Annotated in this window: 28 protein-coding genes; 11 read left to right on the top strand and 17 right to left on the bottom strand. The window is 65.4% G+C overall.

All coding sequences use genetic code 11. The annotated features are described in order from the left end of the window. Positions 1 to 28: 28 nt before the first annotated feature. The 5 genes from FBY36_RS18515 to FBY36_RS18495 all read right to left on the bottom strand — a co-directional run bounded on the left by FBY36_RS18515 (position 29) and on the right by FBY36_RS18495 (position 4,043). The gene (locus tag FBY36_RS18515) at positions 29 to 1,126 is read right to left on the bottom strand and encodes a lipoate--protein ligase family protein (RefSeq protein WP_142121778.1); all 1,098 of its coding nucleotides are present in this window, start codon (positions 1,124 to 1,126) and stop codon (positions 29 to 31) included. 97 nt (positions 1,127 to 1,223) lie between these two features. Beyond that, positions 1,224 to 1,481, bottom strand: a complete 258-nt coding sequence (locus tag FBY36_RS18510) for a type B 50S ribosomal protein L31 (RefSeq protein WP_018771158.1) — start codon at positions 1,479 to 1,481, stop codon at positions 1,224 to 1,226. A gap of 156 nt (positions 1,482 to 1,637) precedes the next feature. Continuing rightward, the gene (locus FBY36_RS18505; RefSeq protein ID WP_142121776.1) at positions 1,638 to 2,444 is read right to left on the bottom strand and encodes a TrmH family RNA methyltransferase; all 807 of its coding nucleotides are present in this window, start codon (positions 2,442 to 2,444) and stop codon (positions 1,638 to 1,640) included. Between the two features lie 7 nt (positions 2,445 to 2,451). Next, positions 2,452 to 3,237 carry a sulfite exporter TauE/SafE family protein gene (locus FBY36_RS18500; RefSeq protein WP_142121774.1) on the bottom strand — a complete coding sequence of 262 codons (786 nt, stop codon included), beginning with the start codon at positions 3,235 to 3,237 and terminating at the stop codon, positions 2,452 to 2,454. A gap of 20 nt (positions 3,238 to 3,257) precedes the next feature. Then, entirely contained in the window at positions 3,258 to 4,043 is a 786-nt protein-coding gene (locus tag FBY36_RS18495; protein ID WP_142121772.1) for an ABC transporter ATP-binding protein, read from the bottom strand. 125 nt (positions 4,044 to 4,168) lie between these two features. Here FBY36_RS18495 and serB point away from each other — a divergent pair, with 125 nt between their 5' ends. Continuing rightward, positions 4,169 to 5,062 (top strand): phosphoserine phosphatase SerB, encoded by an 894-nt coding sequence (gene serB / locus FBY36_RS18490; protein WP_142121770.1) that lies wholly within the window; start codon positions 4,169 to 4,171, stop codon positions 5,060 to 5,062. 74 nt (positions 5,063 to 5,136) lie between these two features. On the opposite strand, the gene FBY36_RS18485 is transcribed toward serB, so the two are convergent. Both FBY36_RS18485 and FBY36_RS18480 read right to left on the bottom strand, forming a co-directional pair. Next, the gene (locus FBY36_RS18485; protein ID WP_142121768.1) at positions 5,137 to 5,898 is read right to left on the bottom strand and encodes an SDR family oxidoreductase; all 762 of its coding nucleotides are present in this window, start codon (positions 5,896 to 5,898) and stop codon (positions 5,137 to 5,139) included. A gap of 141 nt (positions 5,899 to 6,039) precedes the next feature. After that, on the bottom strand, positions 6,040 to 6,765 hold the full coding sequence (locus FBY36_RS18480) for a beta-ketoacyl-ACP reductase (RefSeq protein WP_142121766.1): 726 nt from the start codon (positions 6,763 to 6,765) through the stop codon (positions 6,040 to 6,042). Between the two features lie 152 nt (positions 6,766 to 6,917). Between FBY36_RS18480 and FBY36_RS18475 the strand changes: the two genes are divergently transcribed. From FBY36_RS18475 to FBY36_RS18455, 5 genes are all read left to right on the top strand, one after another. Then, positions 6,918 to 7,343, top strand: a complete 426-nt coding sequence (locus FBY36_RS18475; protein WP_142121764.1) for a DUF3099 domain-containing protein — start codon at positions 6,918 to 6,920, stop codon at positions 7,341 to 7,343. Further along, positions 7,340 to 7,600, top strand: a complete 261-nt coding sequence (locus FBY36_RS18470; RefSeq protein ID WP_142121763.1) for a hypothetical protein — start codon at positions 7,340 to 7,342, stop codon at positions 7,598 to 7,600. Before FBY36_RS18475 ends, FBY36_RS18470 begins: the two co-directional genes overlap by 4 nt. Then, positions 7,601 to 8,479: an SURF1 family cytochrome oxidase biogenesis protein gene (locus FBY36_RS18465; protein WP_142121761.1), complete on the top strand. Its 879-nt coding sequence runs from the start codon at positions 7,601 to 7,603 to the stop codon at positions 8,477 to 8,479. Between the two features lie 3 nt (positions 8,480 to 8,482). Further along, positions 8,483 to 8,956 carry a YbaK/EbsC family protein gene (locus FBY36_RS18460; protein WP_142121759.1) on the top strand — a complete coding sequence of 158 codons (474 nt, stop codon included), beginning with the start codon at positions 8,483 to 8,485 and terminating at the stop codon, positions 8,954 to 8,956. Positions 8,957 to 9,068: 112 nt separating this feature from the next. Continuing rightward, a complete protein-coding gene (locus tag FBY36_RS18455; protein WP_142121757.1) occupies positions 9,069 to 9,275 on the top strand; it encodes a DUF4177 domain-containing protein in 207 nt (68 codons plus the stop codon). A 39-nt stretch (positions 9,276 to 9,314) separates the two neighbouring features. Here the strand turns inward: FBY36_RS18455 and FBY36_RS18450 are convergent, their stop codons facing one another. Then, complete coding sequence (locus tag FBY36_RS18450; protein ID WP_056333766.1) at positions 9,315 to 10,913, bottom strand: ABC-F family ATP-binding cassette domain-containing protein; 1,599 nt, start codon at positions 10,911 to 10,913, stop codon at positions 9,315 to 9,317. 211 nt (positions 10,914 to 11,124) lie between these two features. Here FBY36_RS18450 and FBY36_RS18445 point away from each other — a divergent pair, with 211 nt between their 5' ends. Continuing rightward, positions 11,125 to 12,189 (top strand): spore photoproduct lyase family protein, encoded by a 1,065-nt coding sequence (locus FBY36_RS18445; protein ID WP_142122712.1) that lies wholly within the window; start codon positions 11,125 to 11,127, stop codon positions 12,187 to 12,189. 28 nt (positions 12,190 to 12,217) lie between these two features. Here FBY36_RS18445 and FBY36_RS18440 read toward each other — a convergent pair whose 3' ends face one another. The 3 genes from FBY36_RS18440 to FBY36_RS18430 form a co-directional block, all read right to left on the bottom strand. After that, complete coding sequence (locus tag FBY36_RS18440; RefSeq protein WP_142121755.1) at positions 12,218 to 13,231, bottom strand: DUF808 domain-containing protein; 1,014 nt, start codon at positions 13,229 to 13,231, stop codon at positions 12,218 to 12,220. Positions 13,232 to 13,321: 90 nt separating this feature from the next. Next, positions 13,322 to 13,759, bottom strand: coding sequence for a VOC family protein (locus FBY36_RS18435; protein WP_142121753.1), 438 nt, complete (start codon positions 13,757 to 13,759; stop codon positions 13,322 to 13,324). A 35-nt stretch (positions 13,760 to 13,794) separates the two neighbouring features. Then, positions 13,795 to 16,197 (bottom strand): Ig-like domain-containing protein, encoded by a 2,403-nt coding sequence (locus FBY36_RS18430; RefSeq protein WP_160141909.1) that lies wholly within the window; start codon positions 16,195 to 16,197, stop codon positions 13,795 to 13,797. Positions 16,198 to 17,080: 883 nt separating this feature from the next. Between FBY36_RS18430 and FBY36_RS18425 the strand changes: the two genes are divergently transcribed. Genes FBY36_RS18425 through FBY36_RS18415 form a run of 3 tightly spaced genes read left to right on the top strand, consistent with a single transcriptional unit; the run spans position 17,081 to position 19,097 of the window. After that, a complete protein-coding gene (locus tag FBY36_RS18425) occupies positions 17,081 to 17,725 on the top strand; it encodes a biotin transporter BioY (protein ID WP_142121751.1) in 645 nt (214 codons plus the stop codon). Positions 17,726 to 17,736: 11 nt separating this feature from the next. Continuing rightward, a complete protein-coding gene (locus FBY36_RS18420) occupies positions 17,737 to 18,468 on the top strand; it encodes an energy-coupling factor ABC transporter ATP-binding protein (protein WP_142121748.1) in 732 nt (243 codons plus the stop codon). Continuing rightward, on the top strand, positions 18,465 to 19,097 hold the full coding sequence (locus FBY36_RS18415) for an energy-coupling factor transporter transmembrane component T family protein (protein WP_142121746.1): 633 nt from the start codon (positions 18,465 to 18,467) through the stop codon (positions 19,095 to 19,097). The genes FBY36_RS18420 and FBY36_RS18415 overlap by 4 nt, the downstream gene beginning before the upstream one ends. A 3-nt stretch (positions 19,098 to 19,100) precedes the next feature. On the opposite strand, the gene FBY36_RS18410 is transcribed toward FBY36_RS18415, so the two are convergent. Beyond that, on the bottom strand, positions 19,101 to 20,330 hold the full coding sequence (locus tag FBY36_RS18410; protein ID WP_142121744.1) for a thiolase family protein: 1,230 nt from the start codon (positions 20,328 to 20,330) through the stop codon (positions 19,101 to 19,103). Continuing rightward, positions 20,293 to 21,699, bottom strand: a complete 1,407-nt coding sequence (locus tag FBY36_RS18405; RefSeq protein WP_142121742.1) for a class I adenylate-forming enzyme family protein — start codon at positions 21,697 to 21,699, stop codon at positions 20,293 to 20,295. Before FBY36_RS18405 ends, FBY36_RS18410 begins: the two co-directional genes overlap by 38 nt. 58 nt (positions 21,700 to 21,757) lie before the next feature. Here FBY36_RS18405 and ypfJ point away from each other — a divergent pair, with 58 nt between their 5' ends. Then, positions 21,758 to 22,639, top strand: coding sequence for a KPN_02809 family neutral zinc metallopeptidase (gene ypfJ, locus FBY36_RS18400; protein ID WP_142121740.1), 882 nt, complete (start codon positions 21,758 to 21,760; stop codon positions 22,637 to 22,639). Positions 22,640 to 22,768: 129 nt separating this feature from the next. On the opposite strand, the gene FBY36_RS18395 is transcribed toward ypfJ, so the two are convergent. From FBY36_RS18395 to sufD, 4 genes are all read right to left on the bottom strand, one after another. Then, complete coding sequence (locus FBY36_RS18395) at positions 22,769 to 23,101, bottom strand: metal-sulfur cluster assembly factor (RefSeq protein ID WP_018761278.1); 333 nt, start codon at positions 23,099 to 23,101, stop codon at positions 22,769 to 22,771. A 12-nt stretch (positions 23,102 to 23,113) separates the two neighbouring features. Further along, complete coding sequence (gene sufC, locus FBY36_RS18390) at positions 23,114 to 23,908, bottom strand: Fe-S cluster assembly ATPase SufC (RefSeq protein WP_142121738.1); 795 nt, start codon at positions 23,906 to 23,908, stop codon at positions 23,114 to 23,116. A gap of 80 nt (positions 23,909 to 23,988) precedes the next feature. Further along, positions 23,989 to 24,348 carry a non-heme iron oxygenase ferredoxin subunit gene (locus FBY36_RS18385; RefSeq protein WP_056333741.1) on the bottom strand — a complete coding sequence of 120 codons (360 nt, stop codon included), beginning with the start codon at positions 24,346 to 24,348 and terminating at the stop codon, positions 23,989 to 23,991. A 23-nt stretch (positions 24,349 to 24,371) separates the two neighbouring features. After that, the gene (gene sufD, locus FBY36_RS18380; protein ID WP_142121736.1) at positions 24,372 to 25,655 is read right to left on the bottom strand and encodes a Fe-S cluster assembly protein SufD; all 1,284 of its coding nucleotides are present in this window, start codon (positions 25,653 to 25,655) and stop codon (positions 24,372 to 24,374) included. Between the last annotated feature and the right edge of the window lie 2 nt (positions 25,656 to 25,657).

The raw sequence follows: 25,657 nt of genomic DNA, 5'->3' as shown, positions 1-25,657 counted from the left end.
AACGACCAGTAGGCAGCAGTCGATGGGGCTAGGGGACGCGGTGGAGCCATTCCCTGGTGCCGAACTTGGTGGCCACCCGTTCCTCGGCTGCCGCCAGCTCGTGCCCCGCCAGCTCTGACGGGGTTGCGCCGTAACGCTCGCTGAAGACCCCCATCATCGCCTCGATGATCGCCGTGCGGGCCAGGCCGGTTTGGCGCCGCAGCGGGTCCACCCGCTTCTTTGCGCTGCGGGTGCCCTTGTCGGACAGCTTTTCCTTGCCGATCCGGAGGACCTCCACCATTTTGTCGGCGTCGATGTCGTAGCTCATGGTGACGTGGTGCAGCATGCCGCCGTTGGCCAGGCGTTTCTGCGCGGCACAGCCGATCTTCCCCTGGTCCGTTGCGATGTCGTTCAGCGGAATGTAGAAGGCATTGATGCCGAGCCGTTCCAGTGCCGCCATGACCCATGCGTCCAGGAAGGGGTAGGAGTCGGCGAAGCTGAGCCCGTCCACCAGCGTCTGCGGCAGGTAGAGCGAGTAGGTGATGCAGTTGCCGGCCTCCATGAACATCGCTCCCCCGCCGCTGATCCGGCGGACCACGTTGATGCCATGCCTTGCAACGCCCTCGGGGTCCACCTCGTTCTGCACCGACTGGAAGCTGCCGATGACCACCGACGGCTCCTGCCAGTCCCAGAAACGCAGGGTGGGCGTGCGCGCACCGGCGCCGACGGCCTCCGTGAGCACCTCGTCAAGGGCAACGTTGATTTCGGTGGGCAGCACGGTGGGCGCAATGACGTTCCACTCGTGGTCGCCCCAGGACGTTGCCTTGGCCAGGGCACGGCGGACGGTCACGGCCACGGCGTCGGCGGAGAAGCCGAACAGCACGGCTCCGGCCGGCAGGGCGGCGGTGACGGCCGCCGCCAGGTCCTTGGCGGGCGTGGTGTCCGGAAGGCCGGTCAGGGCGCGGTTGATGTCCTCCAGCGCCTCGTCCGGCTCCAGGAAGAAGTCGCCGCTGACAGAGACGTCAGCCAGGGCGCCGTCCGCCACTGCCAGGTCCACCACCACAAGTTTGCCGCCCGGGACCTTGTACTCACCGTGCAGGCGCTGGTTGCCGGGGGCATCATGGGCAGGAATACGTGGCTGGGTCATGCTTTCCATCCTGCCCCAGAAACCAGGTGCACGGTTAAAAGCAGAAAGCCCGCGCCGTTGCCGGTGCGGGCTTTCCATCAGACCTTGGGGAAGAAGATTACTTCTTGCCGCCGAAGCCCTTGAAGCGAGCGTTGAAGCGCTCGACGCGGCCTGCAGAGTCCATGATGCGCTGCTTGCCCGTGTAGAACGGGTGGGACTCGGAAGAGATTTCGACGTCGATGACCGGGTAGGTGTTGCCGTCTTCCCACTCGATGGTCTTGTTGGAAGACACGGTGGAGCGGGTCAGGAACTTGGTGCCGGAGGCCAGGTCGTTGAAGACAACAGCTTCGTACTTCGGGTGGGTATCAGACTTCATAATGGGACCTTTGTTCGCGCAACTGGATTTTGCCAGCTGCCAGGTATGAATGGGATGGCTGGGATCTGTTGCATCAGCGGATGCTGAAAAAGCAGGACAACCAGCTGTCCATCATAGCCGATGCGGGAGGGACTGACGAACCGCTGATGCGCAGCCTTACCGCGCCCGCAGCTCCCAGAACGCCACGGCCGACGCAGCGGCCACGTTGAGCGAATCCACGCCATTGCGCATGGGGATTTTGACGGCGAGGTCGACGGCGGCGAGCGTCTCCGGGCTCATGCCGGCGCCTTCGGTGCCAAGCACCAGGGCGAGCCTGTCCAGGTTGCGGGACGCAACGGCGTCGACGTCCTCTGCGTCCGGCGTCAGCTCCAGCGCAGCGACGGTGAAGCCGTGGTCCTTCAGCACCTGCAGGTCGCCCGGCCAGTTCCCCAGGCGCGCCCAGGGCACCTGGAACACCGTGCCCATGCTGACCCTGACGCTGCGCCGGTAGAGGGGATCCCCGCAGCGCGGTGAGACCAGGACGGCGTCGATGTCCAGCGCTGCGGCGGAGCGGAAGATGGCGCCCACGTTGGTGTGGTCCACAATGTCCTCCAGCACGGCCACGCGGCGCGCGCCGGCCAGGATCTCCGGCAGCGGCACCGGCGCGGGGCGCTGCATGGCCGCCATGGCACCGCGGTGCAGGTGGAAACCCGTGATCTCCTCGAGGAGGGCTGCCGAGCCGATGAAGGCGGGAACGTCGGGATACGCCTGGAAGACGTCGTCGAGGTTCGCCATCCACTTTTCCGCCAGGAAGAACGAACGCGGCCGGTGGCCGGCCGCCAAGGCCCGGCGCAGGACCCGCGACGACTCGGCGATGTACATCCCCTCGGCCGGTTCGCGGAGCTTGCGAAGGTGCACGTCGGTCAGGGTGGTGTAGTCGCTGACGCGCGGGTCATCGGCGGATTCGAGGTAGTGGAAGGTCACCGGGTGATTATTTCAGCAGGTTGGCGATCATGACGGCCAAGGCAACGATGCCCAGGCTGAAGATCACGGCCCGGAGGACGCGCGGCGAGAGCTTTCGGCCCACCTTGGAGCCCAGAATCCCGCCGATGGTGGAGCTGACCGCGATGAGCAGCACCACAAGCCAGTTGATCCGGTCGAAGGCGAACAAAAGGTAGGAGATGGCGGCCACCATGTTGACGCCGAGCACCAGGATGTTCTTCATCGCGTTGGCGTTCTGGATGGTCCCCGTGAGGAACACGCCCAGGATTCCGACCAGCAGGATCCCCTGGGCCGCAACGAAGTAGCCGCCGTACACGCCGGCGAGGTAGACGAGGACCACCAGGAGAATCCCGTGGCGTTTGTCCCGGACGGCGTGCTCCGGATTGGCCTCGCGGTTGCGCACCCAGTCCTGCAGCCGGGGCTGGAACACGACCATCATCAAGGCCAGGACCAGCAGGACGGGGGCTACATAGTGGAAGACCTTTTCGGGCAGGTGCAGCAGCAGCCAGGCACCCGTGATACCGCCCAGGACGGACGCCGGCAGCAGGCGCAGGACCTGCCGCCCCCGGCCGGCCAGCTCACGGCGGTACCCGAAGGCCCCGGCGCCCGTACCGAAGACCAGCCCCATCGCATTGCTCATGGATGCCACCACCGGGGCCACGCCCAGTGCGATGAGCACCGGGAACGTGACCAGGGTGCCCGAGCCCACTACCGCATTGATGGTGCCGGCCCACAGGCCGGCGATGAACACAATGATGCTGCTGAAGAGTTCCAAGGCAGTAGCGCAGGCCTCTTCTAGCGGCGTGCGGTGGCGGTGTAGCGGCCCGCGTTCTCGGTGACCGCAAGCGGCAGCCCGAAGGTGGTGCTCAGGTGCTCTTCAGTCAGGACGTCAGTGATGGGTCCGGCTGCCACGACGCTGCCGTCGCGCAGGAGCATGGCATGCGTGAAGCCGGGCGGGACTTCCTCAAGGTGGTGCGTGACCAGGACCATGGCCGGGGCTGCCTCGTCGCTGGCCAGCTCGCCCAGCTTGTGGACCAGCTCTTCGCGGCCGCCCAGGTCCAGTCCGGCGCCCGGCTCATCCAGGAGCAGCAGTTCCGGGTCCGTCATGAGGGCGCGGGCAATCTGGACGCGCTTGCGCTCACCTTCGGACAGGGTGGCGAAGGTCCTGTTGAGGAGTGGCCCCATGCCCCAGTCGTTCAGCAGCCGGAACGCGCGCCGTTCGTCGTCGCGCTCGTAGCCTTCGCGCCAGCGGCCGGTCACGCCGTAGGCGGCGGTGACCACGACGTTGAGAACGTTCTCGTGTTCGGGAATCTGGGTGGCAAGGGCAGCAGAGGAAAGGCCGATGCGCGGCCGGAGTTCGAAGACGTCAACGCGGCCCAGCACTTCGTCGAGGATGCCCGCGGTGCCGCTGCTCGGGTGGAGCCGGGCCGCCGCGATCTGGAGAAGGGTGGTTTTGCCGGCGCCGTTGGGGCCAAGGATGACCCACCGCTCGCCTTCATTGACCTGCCAGTCGACATTGTCCAGCAGGGTCTTTTTGCCTCGGACAACGCTGACGGAGTCCAGTTCCAGAACATCACTCATAGGAGTAGACACTAGGACAAAAAAGAAGATGACTGATAACCGATGTGAAGGCCCCTGGACGCTTCGCCGTGGCGGGCCCGCAACGAATTCCGGTGGCCCCGTAGGCGCTGGCTAAGATTGCAGGCATGACTTCGAACGTGACTGCGGTCAGCTATGGCCTCAATGTGACCCCAAGCGGGCTGGAGCAGCTGCGTTCCGTCCTCGCATCACACGGCGCCCAGGTGCTGTCCGAATCCTCCCCGGCAGGCGACCGATACCAGGTCCAGATCCTTGACCTGGCCCTTCCGGATGCGACCGAGGCCGGGCTCGCCGCGCTGCGCTGCTCGGTGGCTGACGCCGCCACCGGTGATTTCGATACCGCCGTTGTTCCGGCCGGTCTTCGGTCCGCTGCCCGAAAGCTGCTGATCATGGATGTGGATTCCACCCTGATCCAGCAGGAGGTCATCGAGCTCCTGGCTGCCTACGCCGGCAAGCGGGAGGAAGTGGCGGCCGTCACGGAAGCTGCCATGCGCGGCGAACTGGACTTTGCCCAGAGCCTGCACGCCCGGGTGGCCGTCCTCGCCGGGCTGCCGGCCGACGTCGTCCATTCCGTCCGTAACGAAGTTAAGCTCAGCGAAGGCGCGGGTGAGCTGGTGGCCGCTTTCAAGGCGGCCGGCCACACCGTGGCCGTCGTGTCCGGCGGCTTCAACCAGATCCTCGAACCGATCGCGGCCGACCTGGGCCTGGACTACTGGCAGGCCAACGAACTGGAAATCGTCGACGGCGCGCTGACCGGCAAGGTGCTTGGCGCCGTGGTGGACAGGGCGGCCAAGGAGAAGTACCTGCGGGAGTGGGCCGCTGCGGAGGGCATTGCCCTCGAACACACCATCGCGGTCGGCGACGGCGCCAATGACCTGGACATGCTCGGTGCAGCCGGGATCGGGGTGGCATTCAATGCCAAGCCTGCCGTCCGGGCCGTGGCCGATGCCGCCGTGAACATGCCGTACCTGGACGTTGTCCGCCACGTCGCCGGGGTCTAGCCGCTCTAAACAGTGAAGGGCCCACGTCCACAGGAATTTCCTGCGGACGCGGGCCCATTCACGTTGCGAAGAGCCTAGCCGGCGGGCTGGGCACCCTTGCCGAAGTAATCTGCTCCGCCGGCGTACTCGGTGTGGCCGGATTCGACGTCGGCCGTTGCCATGCCGGCCACCACCTCGGCGAACTCCTCCACGGAGTACAGCTTGCCGGCTTCCGCGCGGCGGGCCTCGATGGCGCCCGGGGTGGAGCGGTCCAGGAGCGTGGCGGTGACGGTGCCCTCGATCATGTCGCCGGAAACCACAACCAGGGTGATGCCCTTCTCGGCAAGGTTGGGGATGAGTTCGCGCAGTGCGTCTTCCCCGGCGCGCTTGCTGCGGGCCACCGGCTCGTAGGCCTCCATGGTGGGCACCGTGTTGATGAAGTGGGCCTGGTGGCTGGTGACGAACACCACGCGGGAGCCTTCCTTCATCAGGGGAACGGCGGCGTTCAGCATGTTGACCTGGGCATCGCGGTTGAGCTTGAGGGCGTAGTCCTCCCCCATGCCGGTTTCCATGCCGCCCGAGGCGTTCAGCACCAGGATGTCCAGCGAGCCGAAGTTCTCCATCGCGGCGCTGGCCAGGGCCTGCACGCCCTCCTGCGTGGTGAGATCGGCACCCACGGCGACAGCACGTCCGCCGGCGGCTTCAATTCCCTGCACCACCTTGTTGGCGCGGGGCGCCTTCTGGCGGTAGTTGACCACGACGGCGGCACCCTCCGAGGCGAGGATCTTTGCTACGTCGGCGCCGATGCCCCGCGATGATCCGGTGACGATGGCCGTCTTGTTGTCCAGCAGTCCCATTCGAGCTTCCTTTGTTCGAAACATCTAAATCGTTGTGGTCTGCAGTCCATCATGCCAGCGGCTGTGGCCCTTATCCGTTGTCCGGCTCCGACAAATAAGGGCCGCCCGGCTAGTTTCCTGCAGGGGCAATGACCGGAAGGGTCAGTGGCCCATGCCCAGCCCGCCATCCACGGGGATGACCGCACCGGAGATGTAGGCGGCTTCGTCGCTGGCGATCCACCGGACCACGTTGGCAACCTCGGCGGCTTCGGCAAAGCGGCCGGCGGGGATGCTGGTGAGGTAGTCCTTCTGGGTGGCTTCGGGGAGTTCGGCGGTCATGTCGGTGTTGATGAAGCCGGGTGCCACTACGTTGGCCGTAATGCCGCGGGAACCGAGTTCGCGGGTGAGGGACCGGGCGATGCCCACCAGGCCGGCCTTGGAAGCGGAGTAGTTGATCTGGCCCGGTGCGCCGTAGAGGCCGGACACTGAGGAAATAAGGACCACGCGGCCCTTGCGGAGCCGGATCATGCCCTTGGACGCGCGCTTGATGACACGGAAGGCGCCGGTGAGGTTGGTGTCAATGACGGAGGTGAAGTCGTCCTCGCTCATGCGCAGGAGCAGCGTGTCCTTGGTGATTCCGGCGTTGGCCACCAGGACTTCCACGGGACCGTGGGCAGTTTCCACTTCCTTGAAGGCAGCGTCCACGGATGCCTCATCGGTGACGTCCGCCTTGACCCCGAGGATTCCCTCGGGCAGCTGGGTTTCGCTGCGGTAAGTCACCGCCACCTTGTCACCGTTCGCCAGGAACGCCTGTGCGATGGCCAGGCCGATCCCGCGGTTGCCGCCGGTGATCAGGACACTGCGGGGTGCGGAAGCTGTTTCAGTCATAGAGGGCTCCGGGATTCTGCGGCAGGCTGCGCCGCGGTAGCGGGGTGTGGTTTGGGCTGCCTCCGATCTTAGCGGCAGGCCCGCTGCGGGTTTGGGCAGCACTGCCGATGGTGCGAGAATTGAGGGAAGCCTTTGGAGCGTGATCATTCACCGTGACCCTTGAAAACCATGCGGGACATTCCGCGCCCGAAGAACCGGGCCGGTTCTCCGGCGACAACGAGGTCCACAGCATCACCGATGCCGCCGGAGCCCACTCTGAGGACATGCGCCAGCGGATGATCAAGTACGCCTTGGCTATGGGAATCCGCATGGTGTGCCTGATCCTGATCTTCGTGGTGGACGGCTGGTTCAAGATCATCGCCGTGGCCGGCGCTGTCTTCTTGCCCTGGATTGCGGTGGTCATCGCCAACGGCAGCGACAAGGCCGAGGCCCACAGTGATTTGCTGCTGGATTCCGCCCCCTTGGCGGAGATTGAGAGCCCGGTTCTTCCGGATCCGGAGGATGAACCCGGAAGTGCTGTGCTTCAAGGCGAACTGGTAAAGGATGAGGACCCCGGGGAGGAGCGGCAGGCATCATGAGTCTTTTCGATTTCGCGGCAGGATCGGACGTGGCGTCCGGGACCGCCATGTGCTCACGGAAGGCGTGCAGGGCCCAGGCATCCTGGCAGCTCCTCTGGAACAACCCCAAAATCCACGCCCCCGAGCGCCGCAAAACGTGGCTTGCCTGCGTGGACCACCGGGAATGGCTGGAAGATTACCTGCAGACCCGGGGGCTCTGGAAGGAAACGCTTCCCCTCAGCCCCGGCGATGACGGTTCACCGGCCCAGGACATCTGAATGTACCGGTTCCTCTTTTCCAGCAAATGGCTGGGCTATCTCCTGCTGGCCGCGATCTTTGCCGCCGCGTGCGTATTTTTGGGCCGCTGGCAGATGGACCGGCGTGCGGAGACGCTGGCCGAGATCAACCGGGTGGTCAGCAATTACTCGGCCACCCCCATCCCCTTTGCAAAGGCACGGGACCAGTTCAACCAGCTTGACCCGGCCAGGGAGTGGACCCAGGTTGAGCTGAAGGGCTCCTACGATGCGGCCGGCCAGCGGATTGTCCGCAACCGGCCGTTGAACGGCCAGCCCGGCTACGAGGTGGTGGTCCCCTTCCGCCTCAGCACCGGCGAAACCGTGGTCATCGACCGCGGCTGGCTGCCCATCGGAAACAAGAACCCAGGCAGCCCGGATTCGGTGCCGGCACCCCCTTCCGGCGAGGTCACCGCCGTCGTTCGCCTGAAGCATGGTGAGCCGGAACTTCAGCGCGGGGCGCCTGAAGGCCAGCTCGCGTCCATTGACCTGCCAACCTACGCCAGGCAGCTGGGCTATCCCCTGCTTACGGGCGCGTACGGCCAGCTTGCAGCCGAAACGCCTCCGTCCGCCGACATGCCCGTGGCGTTCCCCAAGCCGTCCACCGACGAGGGGACGCACCTGTCCTATTCGCTGCAGTGGTTCGCGTTCGGTGTGCTCATGTTCGTGGGCTTCGGCTACGCGGCCCGTCAGCAGGCCCGGAATGCGGCGATCGACGCAGAGGACGAGGAGGAAACGCTGCCGGACGGTGCTGTCCATTCCGCAGTCCCTGCCGCCCGCCGTCGGCCCGCCCCGCCGCGTAAGCGGAAGAAGGCGACAGCGGAGGAAGAAGAAGACGCCCTCCTGGACGCGCAGGGGTACTGAGGCATGGAGTACGACGGCGGTCCGGTCGCCCTGGTGCGCTCAGCCCTGGTGGCGGCCGGCGTCGGCGACACCGTGCGGACTTTTCGGGCCGGGGTACCCACGGCTGCCGCAGCAGCGCAGGCGCTGGAATGCGACCTTGCCGCCATCACCAACAGCCTCATCTTTGACCTCGCCGGTGAGCCCCTGCTGATCCTCGCCAGCGGCGCCGCCAGGGTGGACACTGCGCTGGTCGCAGCCCAGCTCGGCACCGGCAAGATCCGTCGTGCCGCCCCGGGCTTCGTCCTGGAACACACCGGCCAGGAGGTGGGCGGCGTAGCCCCGGTAGGCCACCCACAAAAGATCAGGACGCTGCTGGACGAGTCCCTGCAGGCACACGGGCTGCTCTGGGCAGGAGCGGGTGACCACAACTCGATGTTCAGCATCAGCTACCGGGACCTCCGCCGGATTACGGAGGCCCGGGAACTGACGGTGCGCTGAACCGAAGGCGGCAGCCTGGCACCCTCGGCATTTCCTGCCCACGCCCCCCGTGAGCGCCCAGCGCTGCGGGTAGCATGGCTCCAACTGGCTGGCAACGGAAGGAAGTGGTGTCATGCAGTACGTCGTCCTGCAGGTGATCCTCAAGGAAAAACTGTGGGGAACCGGTACGGGCAACCTGCCGTCCCTGGAGAAGGCCATTAACGAACAGGCCGCGAAGGGCTACCGTCTCCACACCATTACCACCGCCAGCAGCGGAAGCAAGGGAATGATCGGCGGCGGTGACCGCATCCAGGCCACGATGGTGTTCGAGCGCCTCTAAGGGTTTGCGCGACAGTGGCGGACGATCGGTACAGCCGGGCTAAGCCAGCGTGATCAGGTCCAGGTAGTCCTCGTTCCAGAGGTCTTCGACGCCGTCGGGAAGCATGACCACGCGTTCGGGGTTCAGTGCTTCGACAGCGCCTTCGTCGTGGCTGACCAGGACGACGGCGCCGGTGTAGTTGCGCAGGGCGCCGAGGATTTCGGCGCGGCTGGCGGGGTCGAGGTTGTTGGTGGGTTCGTCGAGGAGGAGGACGTTGGCGCTGGAGGCCACGATGGTGGCCAGGGCCAGGCGCGTCTTTTCGCCGCCGGAGAGAACGCCGGCGGGCTTGTCGACGTCGTCACCTGAGAACAGGAATGAGCCCAGGATGCCGCGCACCTCGGCGTCCTTCATGTCCGGCGCCGCGGAGCGCATGTTCTCGAGCACCGTACGGTCGTGGTCCAGGGTTTCGTGTTCCTGGGCGTAGTAGCCCACCTTCAGGCCGTGGCCGGGGATGACCTCGCCGGTGTCCGGGGCGTCAACGCCGGCGAGCATGCGCAGCAGTGTGGTCTTGCCGGCACCGTTGAGGCCCAGGATGACCACCTTGGAACCGCGGTCGATGGCCAGGTCCACGTCGGTGAAGATTTCCAGTGAGCCGTACGACTTGCTGAGCCCGTCTGCGGTGAGCGGGGTCTTGCCGCAGGGTGACGGGTCGGGGAACCGCAACGCCGCCACGCGGTCCTGCTCACGGACGGCTTCCAGGCCGCTGAGCAGACGTTCGGCACGCTTGGCCATGTTCTGCGCCGCGACCGCCTTGGTGGCCTTTGCCCGCATCTTGTTGGCCTGGTCCATGAGGACCTGGGCCTTCTTCTCGGCGTTGGCGCGTTCACGCTTCCGGGCGCGCTCGTCCGTCTCCCGCTGCAGGAGGTACCGCTTCCAGTCCATGTTGTAGAAGTCGATCTGGGCGCGGTTGGCGTCCAGCAGGAACACCTTGTTGACCGTGGCTTCCAGCAGGTCGGTGTCGTGGCTGATGACGATAAGGCCGCCCTGATGGTTTTTCAGGAAGTCACGCAGCCAGGCGATCGAATCGGCGTCAAGGTGGTTGGTGGGTTCGTCCAGAAGCATCGTTTCGGCATCGGAATAGAGGATGCGGGCGAGCTCCACGCGGCGCCGCTGGCCGCCTGACAGCGTTTTGAGCGGCTGGTTCAGCAGGCGGTCAGGGAGGGCCAGGTTGGAACAGATTGACGCAGCTTCGGCCTCGGCAGCATAACCGCCTGCTGCGAGGAATTCGGACTCCAGCCGGTCGTACCGGTTCATGGCCTTGCGCTGGACGTCGGCATCTTCGCTGGCCATTTCGTCATGCGCTTTCCGGAGCTTCCCGACGACGATGTCCAGGCCGCGGGCGGAGAGGATCCGGTCGCGTGCCAGCTGCTCCATGTCCGGGGTGCGGGGGTCCTGCGGCAGGTAGCCGATTTCGCCGCTGCGGGTCACCTTGCCGGCGGCGGGAAGGCCCTCGCCTGCAAGGACACGCGTCAGCGTAGTCTTGCCCGCGCCGTTGCGGCCCACCAGGCCGATCTTGTCCCCTTTATCGATGCGGAAGCTCACCTGGTCCATCAGGAGCCGGGCACCGGCACGCAGTTCAAGATCCTGGACAGTAATCACAGCAGGTAAGGCCTTTCACAACAGGGAACGCCACGGTCCGCGCACGAAGTACGAAGGGACGCCAGGGCAGAGTGGCCGGAGAACGGCACAATCCAGTCTACCGTCCGGCAGGGCAGCGCAATTTCAACAACGGCATCCGGGGGTAGTTTTGTTGCGGATGCCGTGGGCTTAACGCGGCCTGCTGCTCCTGAGGTTCATGGAGAATGTGGTGATGGAATTCGATCGGCTGCTCCAAATCCGCCGCATCTACGCGCAGCCGACCGCTTTGGAACTGCCCCGGGGCCAGGAGATCGTGGCACGTTGGCCGGATGCCGACGTCGTACTGGTTGAAAACCATTGGAACATCCCGGACGTCCATGGTGACGAAGCCAACGTCCCCCGCTGGTCACGGATCAAGACGGAGGCGCTGGTCCTCGGCGTCAAGAAGTCGCTGTCCTTCAAGCCGAACGGCCGGTCCGCGGACTTCATCGCACCCTCCACGGCGAACGGGTGCGCCATGGCGTGTGCCTACTGCTACGTGCCGCGCCACAAGGGGTACAGCAACCCCGTCACGGTCTTCGCCAACATTGCCCAGATCGCCGGGGCGGTCGAGCGGCACGCCGCCCGCCAGGGCATCAAACTCGAGCCCAATCAGTGCGATCCCGAGCTCTGGGTCTACGACATTGGCGAGAACAGTGACTGTTCGGTTGATGCGTTGATCAGCGATAATGTGGAGGATCTTGTCACGCTCTTCCGCGAACTGCCCAACGCCAAGCTGTCCTTTGCCACGAAGTTCGTCAACCCCGCGATGCTGGAATGGAATCATGGCGGGCATACCCGGATCCGCTTCTCCCTGATGCCCGCGGACCTGGCGAAGTCGGTCGACGTCCGGACATCACCGGTGGCGGAGAGAATGGCGGCCATCAACGATTTCGTTGATGCCGGCTACGAGGTTCACGTGAACTTCTCCCCCGTCATCATCACCGACACCTGGCTGGCCGACTGGGAGGAACTGCTCCGCCAGCTCGACGCAACCCTGACGCCCGCCGCCAAGGCGCAACTGGCCGCGGAGGTCATCTTCCTGACGCACAACGAGCAACTGCACCAGGTCAACCTCGGCTGGCACCCTCAGGCCGAGGTTGACCTGTGGCGTCCCGATCTTCAGGAAGGGAAAGTTTCCTCGAATGGTTTCAGCAACGTCCGGTACCGGTCACGGGCCAAAGCGGGGTACGTCCGCCAGCTCACCGCCCTGATTGCAGACATAGCGCCGTACTGCCGCGTCCGGTACGCCTTCTGAAAGAGGCAGCGGATGCGGCCCGGTGCTGTCAGCTGTGTGACTCTTCGGGCCCGAGTCCGGCGTTGCCGGCTGCAGCGGCGCCTTCTTTGTGCCCGCCTTTGGCCTTGCCGAACGGCAGGACTTTCATCAGCGGGCCCACAACGGCCAGGACGACGAGGCCCCAGGCGAGTCCGAGGACTGCTGAGCACACGGTGTTGACCAGCCATCCCAGAAGGCCGCCTGCAACCGGAACCGATGCTGCCGGGGACTCAATGGCGTGGACCAGGTCGTAGGGCGCGTGCCAGCCGAGGTCGTGTGCCCCCTGCAGCATGATGTGGCCACCAACCCAGAGCATCGCGATGGTGCCGACGAAGGTAATCGCGGCCAGCACGGCCGGCATGCCTCTCACCAGGAGCCTGCCGAAGCGCTGGGAACGGGCAGAGTCCTTGGCAGCCAGGTGTATTCCGATGTCGTCCATTTTGACGATCAGTGCCACGGCACCGTACACGAGCACCGTGATGGCGAATGCCACCATGACCAGGATGAAGGCACGGACCCAGATGGACTCCGCTGCCACCTCGTTCATCGAGATCACCATGATCTCGCAGGACAGGATGAAATCCGTGGTGATGGCTCCCTTGACAACCTTGGCCTCGGCATCGGGCCCGCGTTCCACTGACGGGGACTCCTCGTCCTCATGGTGACTGCCGCGGAGTTTGTGCCAGACCTTCTCCGCGCCCTCATAGCAGAGGTAGGTGCCGCCCAGCATGAGGATGTAGGGAATGACACCCGGGATGAAGGCGCTGATGAGCAGCAGTGCCGGCAGGATGATCAGCAGCTTGTTCCGGATGGAGCCCCAGAAGATCCGTTTGATCATGGGCAGTTCGCGGGATGGGTCCGCCCCTGAAACGTACTGGGGGGTGACGGCGGCGTCGTCTATCACTACGCCGGCGGCCTTGGCCCCCGCCTTTGCGGCGCCGGCGGCGACGTCGTCAACCGAGGCTGCCGCAATCCGGGCAAGGGCCGCAACGTCGTCGAGCAGGGCAACGAGACCGCCGCTCACAGTTGGCCTCCGCGCAGCACGGCAACGGACCGATGGGCATTAAGGGCTTGGTGCTTCTTGGGCATGTTCGGAGTATATTGCAGCGGGCGGTCAGCCCTTCTTCAGTTCCTCCGCGAGCATGACAATAATTCCGCTCGGTCCCCGGACGTAGGTGAGCTTGTAGACGTCTTCGTAGGTGGCCACCCCGCGCAGGGGGTGGCAGCCGTGCCTGGCCGCAATGTCCAGTGCGGCGTCGATGTCGTCCACCGAGAAGGCAACGCGGTGCATGCCGATCTCGTTTGGCAGTGTGGGTGGAGTCTCGATCGCTTCGGGGTGGATGTACTCGAACAGCTCGAGCCGGCCGTGGCCGTCCGGCGTTTGCAGCATGGCGATCCTGGCATGGTTGCCATCGAGGCCTACGGCCGTGTCGGCCCATTCTCCCCTGACCGTCTGGCGGCCCAGGACGCTGAGACCGAGGTCGGTGAAGAACGCTATCGCGGCTTCCAGGTCCCGGACTGCAATGCCGACGTTCTCCAGTTTGATGGGCATGGGGCAAACGTTACCAAGTCACGGCAGTCCGGTCCTTACGACCAGGAGATGTAGTAGCCACTCGGGCTCCAGTGGATGACGCCACCCTGATAGTTCTGGGCCACACTTCCATTCCCTGTCGCGTATTCATCGCTTGTGGGGTAGCCGAGACGACCTGATTCATACCCTGTGGAGGCCCAGATTGAGCGGATGGCGCCTACGGAGATGTGGGCCCCTGTTGCCGGTGACCAGATGATGGCACCGCCCTGGTAGTTCTGGTACACCCCGCCGTCCTTGAGCCCGCCGACCTCATCGGTGACCGGGTAGCCGAGCCTGCCGTTTTCATATCCTGTAGCTGCCCAGAGTCCACGGATGGCGCCTACGGAGATGTGGGCCCCTGTCGTTGGTGACCAGATGATGGCGCCGCCCTGGTAGTTCTGGTACACCCCGCCGTCCCTGAGCCCGCCAATCTCATCGGTGACCGGGTAGCCGAGCCTGCCGTTTTCATACCCTGTGGCCGCCCACAGGCCACGGATCGCACCCACAGAGATGTGGGCCCCTGTCGTTGGTGACCAGATGATGGCACCGCCCTGGTAGTTCTGGTACACCCCGCCGTCCCTGAGCCCGCCGACCTCATCGGTGACCGGGTAGCCGAGCCTGCCGTTTTCAAACCCTGTAGCTGCCCAGAGTCCACGGATGGCGCCAGTTGAGACGTGTGCCCCTGATGCCGGCGAGTAGAGGATGCAACCGCGTTCAAAACACTGGTACCCGCCGTTATCCTTCAGGCCGTAGATTTCCCCCGTGGTGGCTGAACCAAGTGCACCGTTCAGCGAGGCTGCCTTGACTGCAATGGGAGTCTGGGCAGGCGGAGGCGCGGCCGTGGTGAAGGTCCAGGTCTTATCCGCTGCCAGGGCGATACCCGCAACATCTTTCACACCACTGGTACCGCCCTTGATGGTGGCTGTGTACTCGGTAGCCGCTGCGAGGTCCGCATCAGGGTTGAGGGTTGCAACTTTGCCGGAGGCGCCGTAGGACACTGTCGAGGTCACGGGCGTCGTCCCGTTGGCCAGCGTGAACGTGCCCGGTGTGACCGTGGAGGCGTCAATGCCCTCCGAGAACGTCCCTGTCACATTGGCCGTCACTGCCACGCCGGTGGCACCAGCAGCGGGAGACGTCGCCGTCACGGTCGGAGCCGTCGTGTCAGTGCCGCCACCGGTGGGATCGTAGTAGTGCCAGTACTGGTTTGTGGCATTAACGTCTGCCAGCAGCAACAGGCCGCTGTCGGCCGTGCCCCACGCCGCACTGTTGACGTTCTGCTTCGTCGACGTCACGTTGTGCACAAACTGGTCGGCATCGACGATGCGGGCAGTCTTGGTGGTGGTGAAGCTGATCTTGTCCAACGGTGTGGACTTTTCGTAAACTGCACCGCCCGAGCTGGTGCAGACACCGGCGTCGGCAGTGCCGGACGGCTTTGGATAGGTAGCGAAGGTGCGCAGCCTCTGGGTGCTCTCGTCGATCATGACAATCACCCGGTTGGGACACTCCGCAACGGTGGCGATCGTGTGCGCGGACCATGTGGTGCCGCTGAGGGCCAGCAGCTGGATCAGCGGCTGTGACGCGGACGTGTACGACGTCTTGATGGCCGCGAACACCCGGCCGCCCGAGGAGTCCAGCCACTTCAGGTTCATGTGGTCATCGCTGCTGCGCTGCCCGGATACAGCCGCCACAGGAGTGCTCCAGGCCGTGGTTGACGCCCCGTCGACGTGGTAGCTCCAGTACATGCCGTCCGTGGAGTCCCCCACCTGCCGGCTCCACATCACGCCGATCTTCCCGTCAAAGGCAATTACTGCCGACGTATCGTCCACGGAGACATTGCTCATTGATCCGGGAACCTGGAAGGGAGTGCCCCACGTCTTGCCGTCAGTGGCGGTCACATTCAGGTAAATCCTGTTGTCCTCCTGCCAGCTGGACCAGACCCTGCCGGTGGAGTCCTTATCGATGGTCAAGACTTCAACTTTGGAGTTGTTGATCTGGGTGGAGCCGAGCAGCGTGTACTTCTTGGTACCAGCGTCGTAGCTGTACCGGCGCATCGTGGTGGGGAAGTTGGGCTCAGCGGGCGACTCATCATTCACGAACTTGTAGCTTGCGACATACAGCGTCTTCCCGTCCCACAGCACGTCATGATGGGTGTCCGCCCGTCCGTCCGTGGCCACGCCGGTATCTACCCAGGAACTCGTCCCGGAGTTGAACCGGAAGATGTGGAAATCGGAGGTGGCAGAGTCCCAGAGGTTCCCCCACCAGGATCCGTCGTTGAACCACAGCACGCTGGTGGCGCGCTTGGTTCCTGTGGGCGTGCCCGTGCCGGAATGCGACGGACCCGCAACCCCAACATCGCCCGTGTCTGCCGTCGCTGGGGTGGGCACCACCAGGGCGCAGAACGCAACAACCAACGCTGTCAAAAGTCCCTGCAACCGCAGGTTCGACCAACGTCGCCGACGGGGACCAGCCAATGGATCAACGCCCCGAATTATGAAAAGAAAGAAAGACCGGGCAGTGGTACCACGCGCGCGCCCACCGAAAAACGGATAATTGATCAATTTAGCCCCCCGAGTTAAATACCACCGCAATTCCCAGTTCGTTCAGTGTTGTTGCTCCAGGCATCCAAAACAATCCCGGGCTCCCCCTAATTAATGCCCCTACACTGCAGCGCGCAGGCCAGCTTCAGAAGTTTCAGTCGAAAGCCACATATACGGGCTTGAACCTGAAAGGGCCTCCGCACCCGGGCCCAAAAGGATGTTCGCCGGTTGATTCTGTTTCTATTGGCAGGTAGCGGGATAGGCGGTGGCCCGGCAAATCCGTGGCTTCCACATAGATCGAGGTGACACTGACAGGGGGCTTCAAGTAGGGCGGGGACTGCGGGACCAGCCATTTGCCCCCAGCATTAGCTGCCACGTCTTGAGGAATGCAGCTTTCCCCGAAACAAGCAGCTGCTGACCCGGGTGGCCGTGAAAAAGTCACCTCCACATCACCTGTGTAGGCATAACCGACTGCCGGGCAGGGCGGGCCCGGCGAAAGCATGTGGCCGGTCAGGGTGAGCAGTGCCAACGCTCCGACAACCACGCCCATGGCAAGCAGGAGAATGCCCCGGGGCTTCATAGTGGGAGCCTAGCCCGTCGCCCACCCAGGAGTAACGGCGAAAGGTACCCATTTGGAGGCTCCTTGTGCCCAGCCCAAAGCCGCGGCTCCCCTGTTTAGTAGGTCCCCTACAAAATGGGCCCCGTTCCACCCCGGTAGCGTCGGCTGTACATTAGATTCGGCTTGTACAACCCCGACAGGACCACCATGAGCAACACCGACATCACCCCCAAAAACAGCCCGCGGACGGAGCGCCGCCGCTGGAACGGCACGGACCTGGGGCTCATCGCCGTTTTTGCCGCCCTCGTGGCCGGCGCCGCCCTGGTGCCGGGACTGGCCCTGAACGGCTTCGGCGTCCCCATCACCTTCCAGACGCTGGCTGTCATGCTCACCGGCCTGGTGCTGGGCCCGGCGCGCGGTTTCGCCGCCGTCGGCCTGTACACCCTCCTTGGCCTCGCCGGCCTCCCCATTTTCAGCCAGGGCCGCAGCGGCCTGGGCATCCTTGCCGTGCCCTCCGCCGGCTACATCATCGCCTTCCCCATCGCCGCGGGCATCGTGGGATGGCTGGCCACTGTTGTGATCAAGCGCACCACCAAGGCCCGCGCCCTCTGGTTCTTCCTGTCCGCCACGGTCACCAGCGTCGTGGTGGTGCACTCGCTGGGCATCGTGGGCATCGCCCTGAACTCCAAGGCCACCCTCGAGCAGGCCTTCCTGAGCGACCTCATCTTCTACCCGGGGGACATCATCAAGAATGTCCTCGCGGCCGTCATCGCCGTCGCGCTTCACCGGGCCTTCCCCGACGTCCTGGTGCGCCGCGTGCGCCGCCGTGCCCTGGCAACCGAAAGCGCCTAGGACCCATCGCCATGCCCGCAGTGACCTTTGACCAGGTGTCCGTCGCCGTCGAAACGGAGAACTCCCCGCAACCCAAAGTCCTCCTCGACGCAGTGACCCTCCGGCTCGAGGAAGCGCGCGTGGGCATCATCGGAGCCAACGGCTCCGGCAAATCCACGCTGCTGCGCCTGGTCAACGGGCTCATCCAGCCAACCAACGGCAGGGTGACGGTCGACGGCGACGACACAGTGCGTGCCGTGCGGAAAGTCAGGCGGAACGTCGGCTTCGTCTTCACCGACCCCCTCTCCCAGCTGGTGATGCCCACCGGCAGGGAGGACGTGGAGCTGTCCCTGCGCCGCTCCGTGAAGAACGGCCCGGAGCGGCGCCGCCAGGCTGAGGCGGCGCTTGACCGGCTGGGACTGCTTCACCTGGCGGACCAGAGCATCTACGAGCTGTCCGGCGGCGAACGGCAACTGATGGCGCTCGCCGCCGTGCTCGCCGTTGACCCGGCGGTGCTGGTCCTGGATGAACCCTCCACACTGCTTGACCTGCGCAACCGCGAGCTGCTCCGCAGGACGCTGGCCACCCTGGACCAGCAAATCATCATGTCCACCCATGACCTTGACCTGGCCCTGGAGATGGACCGCGTCCTGGTCATCGAAGCGGGCTGCGTGGCATTCGACGGCGCCCCCGCCGACGCCGTGGCAGCCTACCGTTCGTGGTGCCTCCACGGGCTGAACCACGCGAGCCGGGACACCCAATGAGGGGCCACGCGTTCCTCCTGGCCAACTATGTGCCGGGCAATTCCCTCCTTCACCGGACGCCACTGGCGCTTAAGTTCGCGCTGGTCTTCGCCTGCGGGCTGGCGTCCTTCATCATCGTGGACTGGCATATCTCGGCTGCCGTGCTGGCCTTTCTCACCGGCCTGTTCCTGGTGGCCGGCGCCGGCGTGAAACGGCTGTGGGGTGCCGTCCGGCCGCTCGCTCCGGTGCTGCTGGCCATCGGCCTCTTCCAGTGGTGGCAGCTGGGCGGACCCACCGCGGCGCGGATTGTCCTGAACATCCTGGTCTGCGTGGTGGCAGCATCCCTGCTTACCGCCACCACACCCATTCAGCGGCTCCTGGACGGCGTTGTCCGGATGGTGCGTCCGTTCAAAAGGCTGGGTGCCGATCCGGAACGCTTCGCCCTGACCATTGCCGTCATGCTGCGCAGCATCCCGTTCATCGCCGGCACGTTCGCCGACGTCCGGGACTCCGCCCGGGCCAGGGGGCTGGAGCGCAACCCGCGGGCCCTGGTCCTGCCGGTGTTCATCACCTCCGTGGCCTACGCCCGGCAGACCGGTGAAGCGCTCGCCGCCCGCGGCCTGGGCGAAGCCGAGGACCAGCCAGCCTGACAATCAGGCTTGTGCCGGCACGCAGTACTCAAGCAGTGCCGCGGTTCCCATCCCGCCGGCCATGCTGATCATCGCCAGCCCCAACGTTCCCGGAACGCCGGCCCTCCGCGCCTGGGCCAGCAGCCGCGTCACCAGGACCGCCCCGGACGCACCATAGGCGTGCCCCAGCGCCAGCGCGCCGCCGTCCAGGTTCACCCGCCCGGCATCAATGCCCAACTGGTCCAGGCAGGCAAGGGTCTGGGATGCGAAGGCCTCATTGAATTCCACCAGGTCCACCTCCCCGGCAGATACACCGGCTCCGGTGAGGACCTCACGGGCAGCGGGGGCAGCACCAATCCCCAGCACCTGCGGAGCCACACCCGCGGTGCCTGTGCCACGTACCAGCAGGCCATCGTGCACCCCCAATTGGCGCGCGCGCTGAAGGGAGGTGATGACGACGGCGGATGCGGCGTCCGCGTCAAAGCAGGAATTTCCGGCGGTGACAGTTCCCCCCGGCACGAAGGCGGCTGGGAACCGGGCCATGATGGCGGGGGTGAGGCCGGCGCGCGGGCCGCCATCGGTTGAAACAGTTCCGGCAGCAGTGGCCAGCGGCACGATTTCGTCTGCAAACCGCCCCTCGCTGACCGCCGCGAGGGCTTTCCGGTGGCTGGCCAGCGCAAAGGCATCCTGGCGGTCCCTGCCCACGCCGTATTCCGCCGCCACCGTTTCCGCCGCGACGCCCATGTCCGGATCGCCAAAGACCGCCGGCACAAACTGGGCGCGGCGGTAGAACTCCGGGCCGCCGTCGTCCTTCCGGTGGGCGCGCAGGGGTGCGGTGCTGGTGCTCTCCGCTCCCCCTGCCAGGTAGAGCGGGCTGCCACCGGCAGCAACCAGCCGTGCGGCGAAGACTATGGCGTCCAGGCCTGAGCCGCATTGCCGGTCCACGGTGATCCCGGGCACGGTGACGGGCAGTCCCGCCTCCAGCAGGGCGAGCCTGGCCACGTTTCCGCCGCCGCCCACGGCGTTGCCGATCACGACGTCGGCGACCGACTCCGGATCCAATGACAGTTCTGCTACAAGGTTGCGCAGGACCGGCGCCAGCAGTTCATGTGCCCGGAGGGTCCGCAGGGCTCCGTTGACGGGGCACACCGGGGTCCGGCGCGCTGCGATGATCACGGGCTGGCGGTCCGCCGGCAGGAGCCCGGCCGGCCGGACGTCAGCCGCCAAGGGCCCGTACCCTGGGGTCCCTGGCATTGATCCACTCCATCAGCAGGCTCCGGCTGACCTTTCCGCGGTCCGTGGTGGGAAGTTCCGGCAGGAGGTAGTACTGCAGGGGCCGCTTGTGCCGGGACAGGATGTCCTCCAGCCCGGACCGCAGCTGCGTTGCGGTAAGCCCGCCATGGGAAGCCACCACTCCAGCAACTATCCGCTGGCCCCGCAGATCGTCCGGCATGCCGGCGGCCACCGCTGCCGCAACGCCGGGGACTGCTGCCAGCGCCAGTTCCACCTCGTGCGGGTAGACGTTCCTTCCGGCGGTAAGGATCATGTCGGCGCGGCGGCCAAGGATATGCAGCTCCCCGTCCAGAAGGTAGCCCTGGTCCCCCACCGTGTACCAGTCGCCAAAGGACCGCAGCGCCTCGCCGTCATCGCCCCACAGGTAACCGTTGCTCACCATGCCGCTGCGGACGCAGATGTTGCCGTAGCCACCGGCCGGAACCACGATGCCGTCGTCGTCCAGGATCCGGACGTCGACGCCGGGAAAGGGCTGCCCGATTCCGGTGCCGCCCGCGGCTGCGTCCTGCCCAGGGACCAGGCCAAGGCCGGAGACGAAGCTCAGCTCGGAGGCGCCGTAGTACTCGTAAATGGTGGCGTTCGGGGCCCAGCGACGGGCCGCTTCCAGGGTGCGGGCGTCGAGCTTGGAGCCGGCACAGATGATGGTGCGGATTCCGGACGCGTCGACGCACCCCGTCATCCCCCGTTCGCTGAGCATCCGCAGCATGGTGGGCACCAGGACCAGCCGGGTGACTCTGTCGTACGTGATGGCAGCGTGGACGTCGCCGACGTCGAACGTTTCCAGCGTCTGGAACTCGGACCCGGCGTAAAGGCATTCGGCCAGGGCATAGAGGTTCAGGCTGGCGGCCAGCGGGCCGGGCGCAAGGGTGACATCATCCTGCCGGAGTCCGAAAAACTCGATCGAAGCATCGAAGGACTGCTGCCACGACCGCCGGGAACGCGTGAATGCCTTGGGCACGGAAGTGGTGCCGGAGGTCAGTCCGATGAGGAAGCCGGCGTCAGGAGGGCCGTCAGCCAGGTCGTCATCCGGGGAGACCGGGGCCGGAACGGCGCAAGCCTCCACCCGCCGGACAATGTCCTCCTGCAGGGGTGCGGGCCAGGACGGGTCCAGGACTGCGCACTGGCGGCTGCCCGCCACGGCTGCAGCGAACATTACGGCGAAATCCACGGAGTTGGACTGGCACAAGGTGGTGACTGACTTCGTCTCCGGCACCAGGCCGGCGGCGGAATCCACCAGCTCATCCCAGGCCAGGCGCCGCCCGGCGATCACCACGGCGGTGTCGTGCGGCCGTTGCCCAGCCCAGAGCTGGATCTTGTCGAGGAAAGGCACGAACCAACTTTACCGGCCGCCATGGGTTGAGCCCCCGGCCCGCGGGTATTGTGACGATATGAGTTTCAATGACAACGTGCAGCTTGATCCCTCCCAGGTCCAGGACCGGCGGGGCATGGGCACCGGCGTGAAGATCGGCGGCGGAATCGGTGGCGGCCTGGTGCTGCTCGTTGCACTCCTGCTCGGCATCAACCCCAACATGCTCGGAGGCCTGACTGACGGCGGAACCGCAGGACAGTCGCAGGGCACGGCACCGGCCTGCACCACCGGGGCGGACGCCGACGCGCGCCTTGACTGCCGGATCACCGGCACCGTCAACAGCCTCAACGCGTTCTGGCCCGGCTACCTTAAGCAGTACAACGTGCAGTACCCCCGTCCGGAGGCAGTGATCTTCAGCGGCGGCACCAACACCGGGTGCGGGTCCGCAACATCCGAGGTGGGCCCCTTCTACTGCCCCACGGACACCACCGCATACTTCGATCCCGGCTTTTTCCAGGAACTGGTGGACCGCTTTGGTTCCTCCGGCGGCCCCCTGGCCCAGGAGTACGTGGTGGCCCACGAATTCGGCCACCACATCCAGAACATCCTCGGCGACCTGGGGCGGGCGCAGCAGGATCCGCAGGGACCGGAGTCCGGGTCCGTCCGCACCGAACTGCAGGCCGACTGCTATGCAGGTCTGTGGGCCAAATACGCTTCCACCACGCCGAACCCCGCCACGGGCCAACCGTACCTGGAACCCCTCACCCAGCAGGACGTGAACGACGCCTTGTCCGCCGCCGCATCCGTGGGCGACGACCGGATCCAGAAGGCAGCCACCGGCAGGGTCTCCCCCGAGGGCTGGACGCACGGTTCCAGCGAGGAACGCCAGCGCTGGTTCACCCGGGGCTATCAGTCCGGCGACATCAAGCAGTGCGACACCTTCAGCGCCGCCACTCTTTAACCCATCGATTGCTCCGCAGGTGTCGTTATGGGGCGTGAAAACGGCAGGTATGTAGCAGTCGATGGCGGTGGGAACGACGACGGCGGGCCACCTTCCCAGGGAAGGTGACCCGCCGTCGTCGTACTTTTTTTAGATGTTGAAGCCGAGGGCCCTCATCTGGTCCTTGCCATCGTCGGTGATCCGCTCGGGACCCCATGGCGGCATCCATACCCAGTTGAGGCGCCAATCGTCCACGACGCCGTCCAGCGCCTGGCCTACCTGCTCCTCGAGCACATCGGTGAGCGGGCAGGCGGCGGTGGTGAGCGTCATGTCGATCAGGAGCGCACCGTCGTCGTCGGAGTACTTCAGGCCGTACAACAGCCCAAGGTCCACGACGTTGACGCCAAGCTCAGGATCGATGACGTCCTTGAGCGCCTCTTCGACGTCCTCCAGGGCCGTACGGCCCGGCTTGATTTCGGTCATGGCAAGTCCTAACTAGGCCTGTACTGCGGCTTCGGCGGCGACGGTGGCAGCGCCGGCGCCCTTGGCGTAGCGGTCGTAGCCTTCTTCCTCGAGGCGGTCGGCCAGCTCGGGGCCGCCCTCCTCGACAACCTGTCCGTCCACGAACACGTGGACGAAGTCAGGCTTGATGTAGCGGAGGATGCGCGTGTAGTGCGTGATGAGCAGGGTGCCCATGTTGCCTTCCGCATGTGCGCGGTTGACGCCTTCGGAAACAACCTTCAGCGCGTCTACGTCCAGGCCCGAGTCAGTCTCGTCCAGGATGGCGAATTTCGGCTTGAAAAGCTCCAGCTGCAGGATTTCCACGCGCTTCTTCTCACCGCCGGAGAAGCCTTCGTTGACGTTGCGCTGGGCGAAGTCAGCGTCGATGCGCAGCTGCTCCATGGCAGCCTTGACGTCCTTGGTCCAGGTGCGCAGCTTGGGGGCTTCGCCGTCGATGGCGGTCTTTGCGGTACGCAGGAAGTTGGTCATGCTGACACCGGGGACCTCCACCGGGTACTGCATGGCCAGGAATACGCCGGCGCGGGCACGCTCGTCCACGCTCATCTCCAGGACGTCCTCGCCGTCCAGGGTGATGGAGCCGCTGGTGACGTTGTAGCGGGGGTGCCCGGCGATGGTGGAGGCCAGGGTGGACTTGCCGGAGCCGTTCGGGCCCATGATGGCGTGGGTTTCGCCGGTGCGGATGGTCAGGCTGACGCCCTTCAGGATTTCCTTGGTGCCCTGTTCCGTCTCAATGCTGACGTGCAGGTCCTTGATCTCAAGAGTAGACATATGTCTTGTTCTCCTCTGCGCCGCGCCTGCCGGCTGCGGTGCGCTCTGTGTCTGGAAGTGTGGTTCGTAATTCTGTGGTGCTAGCTGAAGTTCGGAGCTTCGGCGCCGTTGAGGACGTTGGTGACATCCACGTAGACCTCATCGCCTGCGATCTCGACGGCGAATACCGGGACGGGATCGTAGGCGGGCAGCTGCAGCGGCTGGCCGCTGCGGAGGTCGAACTGCGAGCCATGGCCCCAGCACTCGATGGTGCAGCCATCCACGTCACCTTCGGACAGTGAAATGTCCGCGTGTGAGCAGGTGTCGCCGATCGCGTGGATCTCCCCCATGGAATCCTTGACGATCGCCACAGGGTAGTCGTCGATCAGGATCCGCAGCGCCTGCTTCACCTGGATTTCGTCCACCTTGCAGACAAGCTCGCCCTTTGGCTGGTCAGTCATCTGAAAACCGTGCTCCGTAGCTTCTAGTTGTCCGTCAGTGCGAGTTCGTGCTCAACAGCCTCGGTCAACCGCTCCTCGATGGAGGGGACCTTGATCTGCTGGATGATTTCGTTCAGGAAGCCCCGGACCACCAGTCGGCGGGCAACATCCTCGGGGATGCCGCGGGCCATCAGGTAGAACAGGTGCTCGTCATCCATCCGGCCGGTGGCGCTGGCGTGGCCTGCACCCTCGATGAGCCCTGTCTCGATTTCGAGGTTGGGCACCGAGTCGGCGCGGGCACCGTCGGTGAGCAGCAGGTTGCGGTTGGCCTCGTAAGTGTCGGTGCCTTCTGCTTCCTTGCGGATCAGGACGTCACCAACCCAGACAGCGTGGGCGTTGCGGCCCTGCAGGGCACCCTTGTAGAGGACGTTGGACTTGCAGTTGGGTACCGCGTGGTCCACGAAGAGACGCTGCTCAAGGTGCTGGCCGGCGTCGGCGAAGTACAGGCCGAACAGTTCGGCCTCGCCACCGGGGGCAGTGAAGCGGGCCGACGGCGTGACGCGCACCAGGTCCCCGCCAAGGCTCACCATGACGTGCTTGAGTTTGGCGTCACGGCCGATCTTTGCCTGCTGGGAGGAGGCGTGGACAGCGTCGTCGTTCCATTCCTGGAGCGAGACAACCGTGAGGTTGGCACCGTCTTCGACGATGATTTCAACGTTTTCCGAAACCACGGCGGAGCCCTTGTGGTTCAGGACCACAACAGCCTTGGAGAACTTTTCGGCGACGATCACCAGGTGCTGGGCGGCGGCGTCCAGGGACGTGCCTTCGACGTCGATGGTGATCTCCGTCAACGCTTCGAACTCCGCGGGGATGGTCACCACGGTCGCCTGGGCGAAATTCTCCCAGGCGTTGGCGGAGACGCGGTCCTCGGGGATGCCGGCGGTACCGATCCGCTGGTCGTCGCGGCCGACGCCCTCGACAACGACGCCTTCCGGGCCCTTGACGATCACGGTGGGCGCCGCGCCGGACAGGACCTCGGAATGCAGGCCGCGGAGGCGCTTGAGCGGGGTGAAACGCCAGTCCTCCTCCATGCCGGTGAGCGGCTTGAAGTCAGCGAGCTTGTAGGACGTCAGCCGGCCGGCGCGTGAGCTGTCCGGTACGCCGACGCCGCCGCCGTGGGAGTGGCTCTTGGCTGAAGCGCCCGCAAGCGGGGCCTTGCCGTTGGCGTTGATCGGCGAGAGGCTCTCGCCTTCTTCGGTGAAGCCGTCGATGAACGGCTGGGCTGAGGGCGCGCCGATGCGTGCCTTTTCGGTAGTGATTTCAGTCATCG

Source organism: Arthrobacter sp. SLBN-122 (assembly GCF_006715165.1).
GTDB lineage: Bacteria > Actinomycetota > Actinomycetes > Actinomycetales > Micrococcaceae > Arthrobacter.
This window is presented reverse-complemented; position numbering and strand designations above follow the sequence as displayed.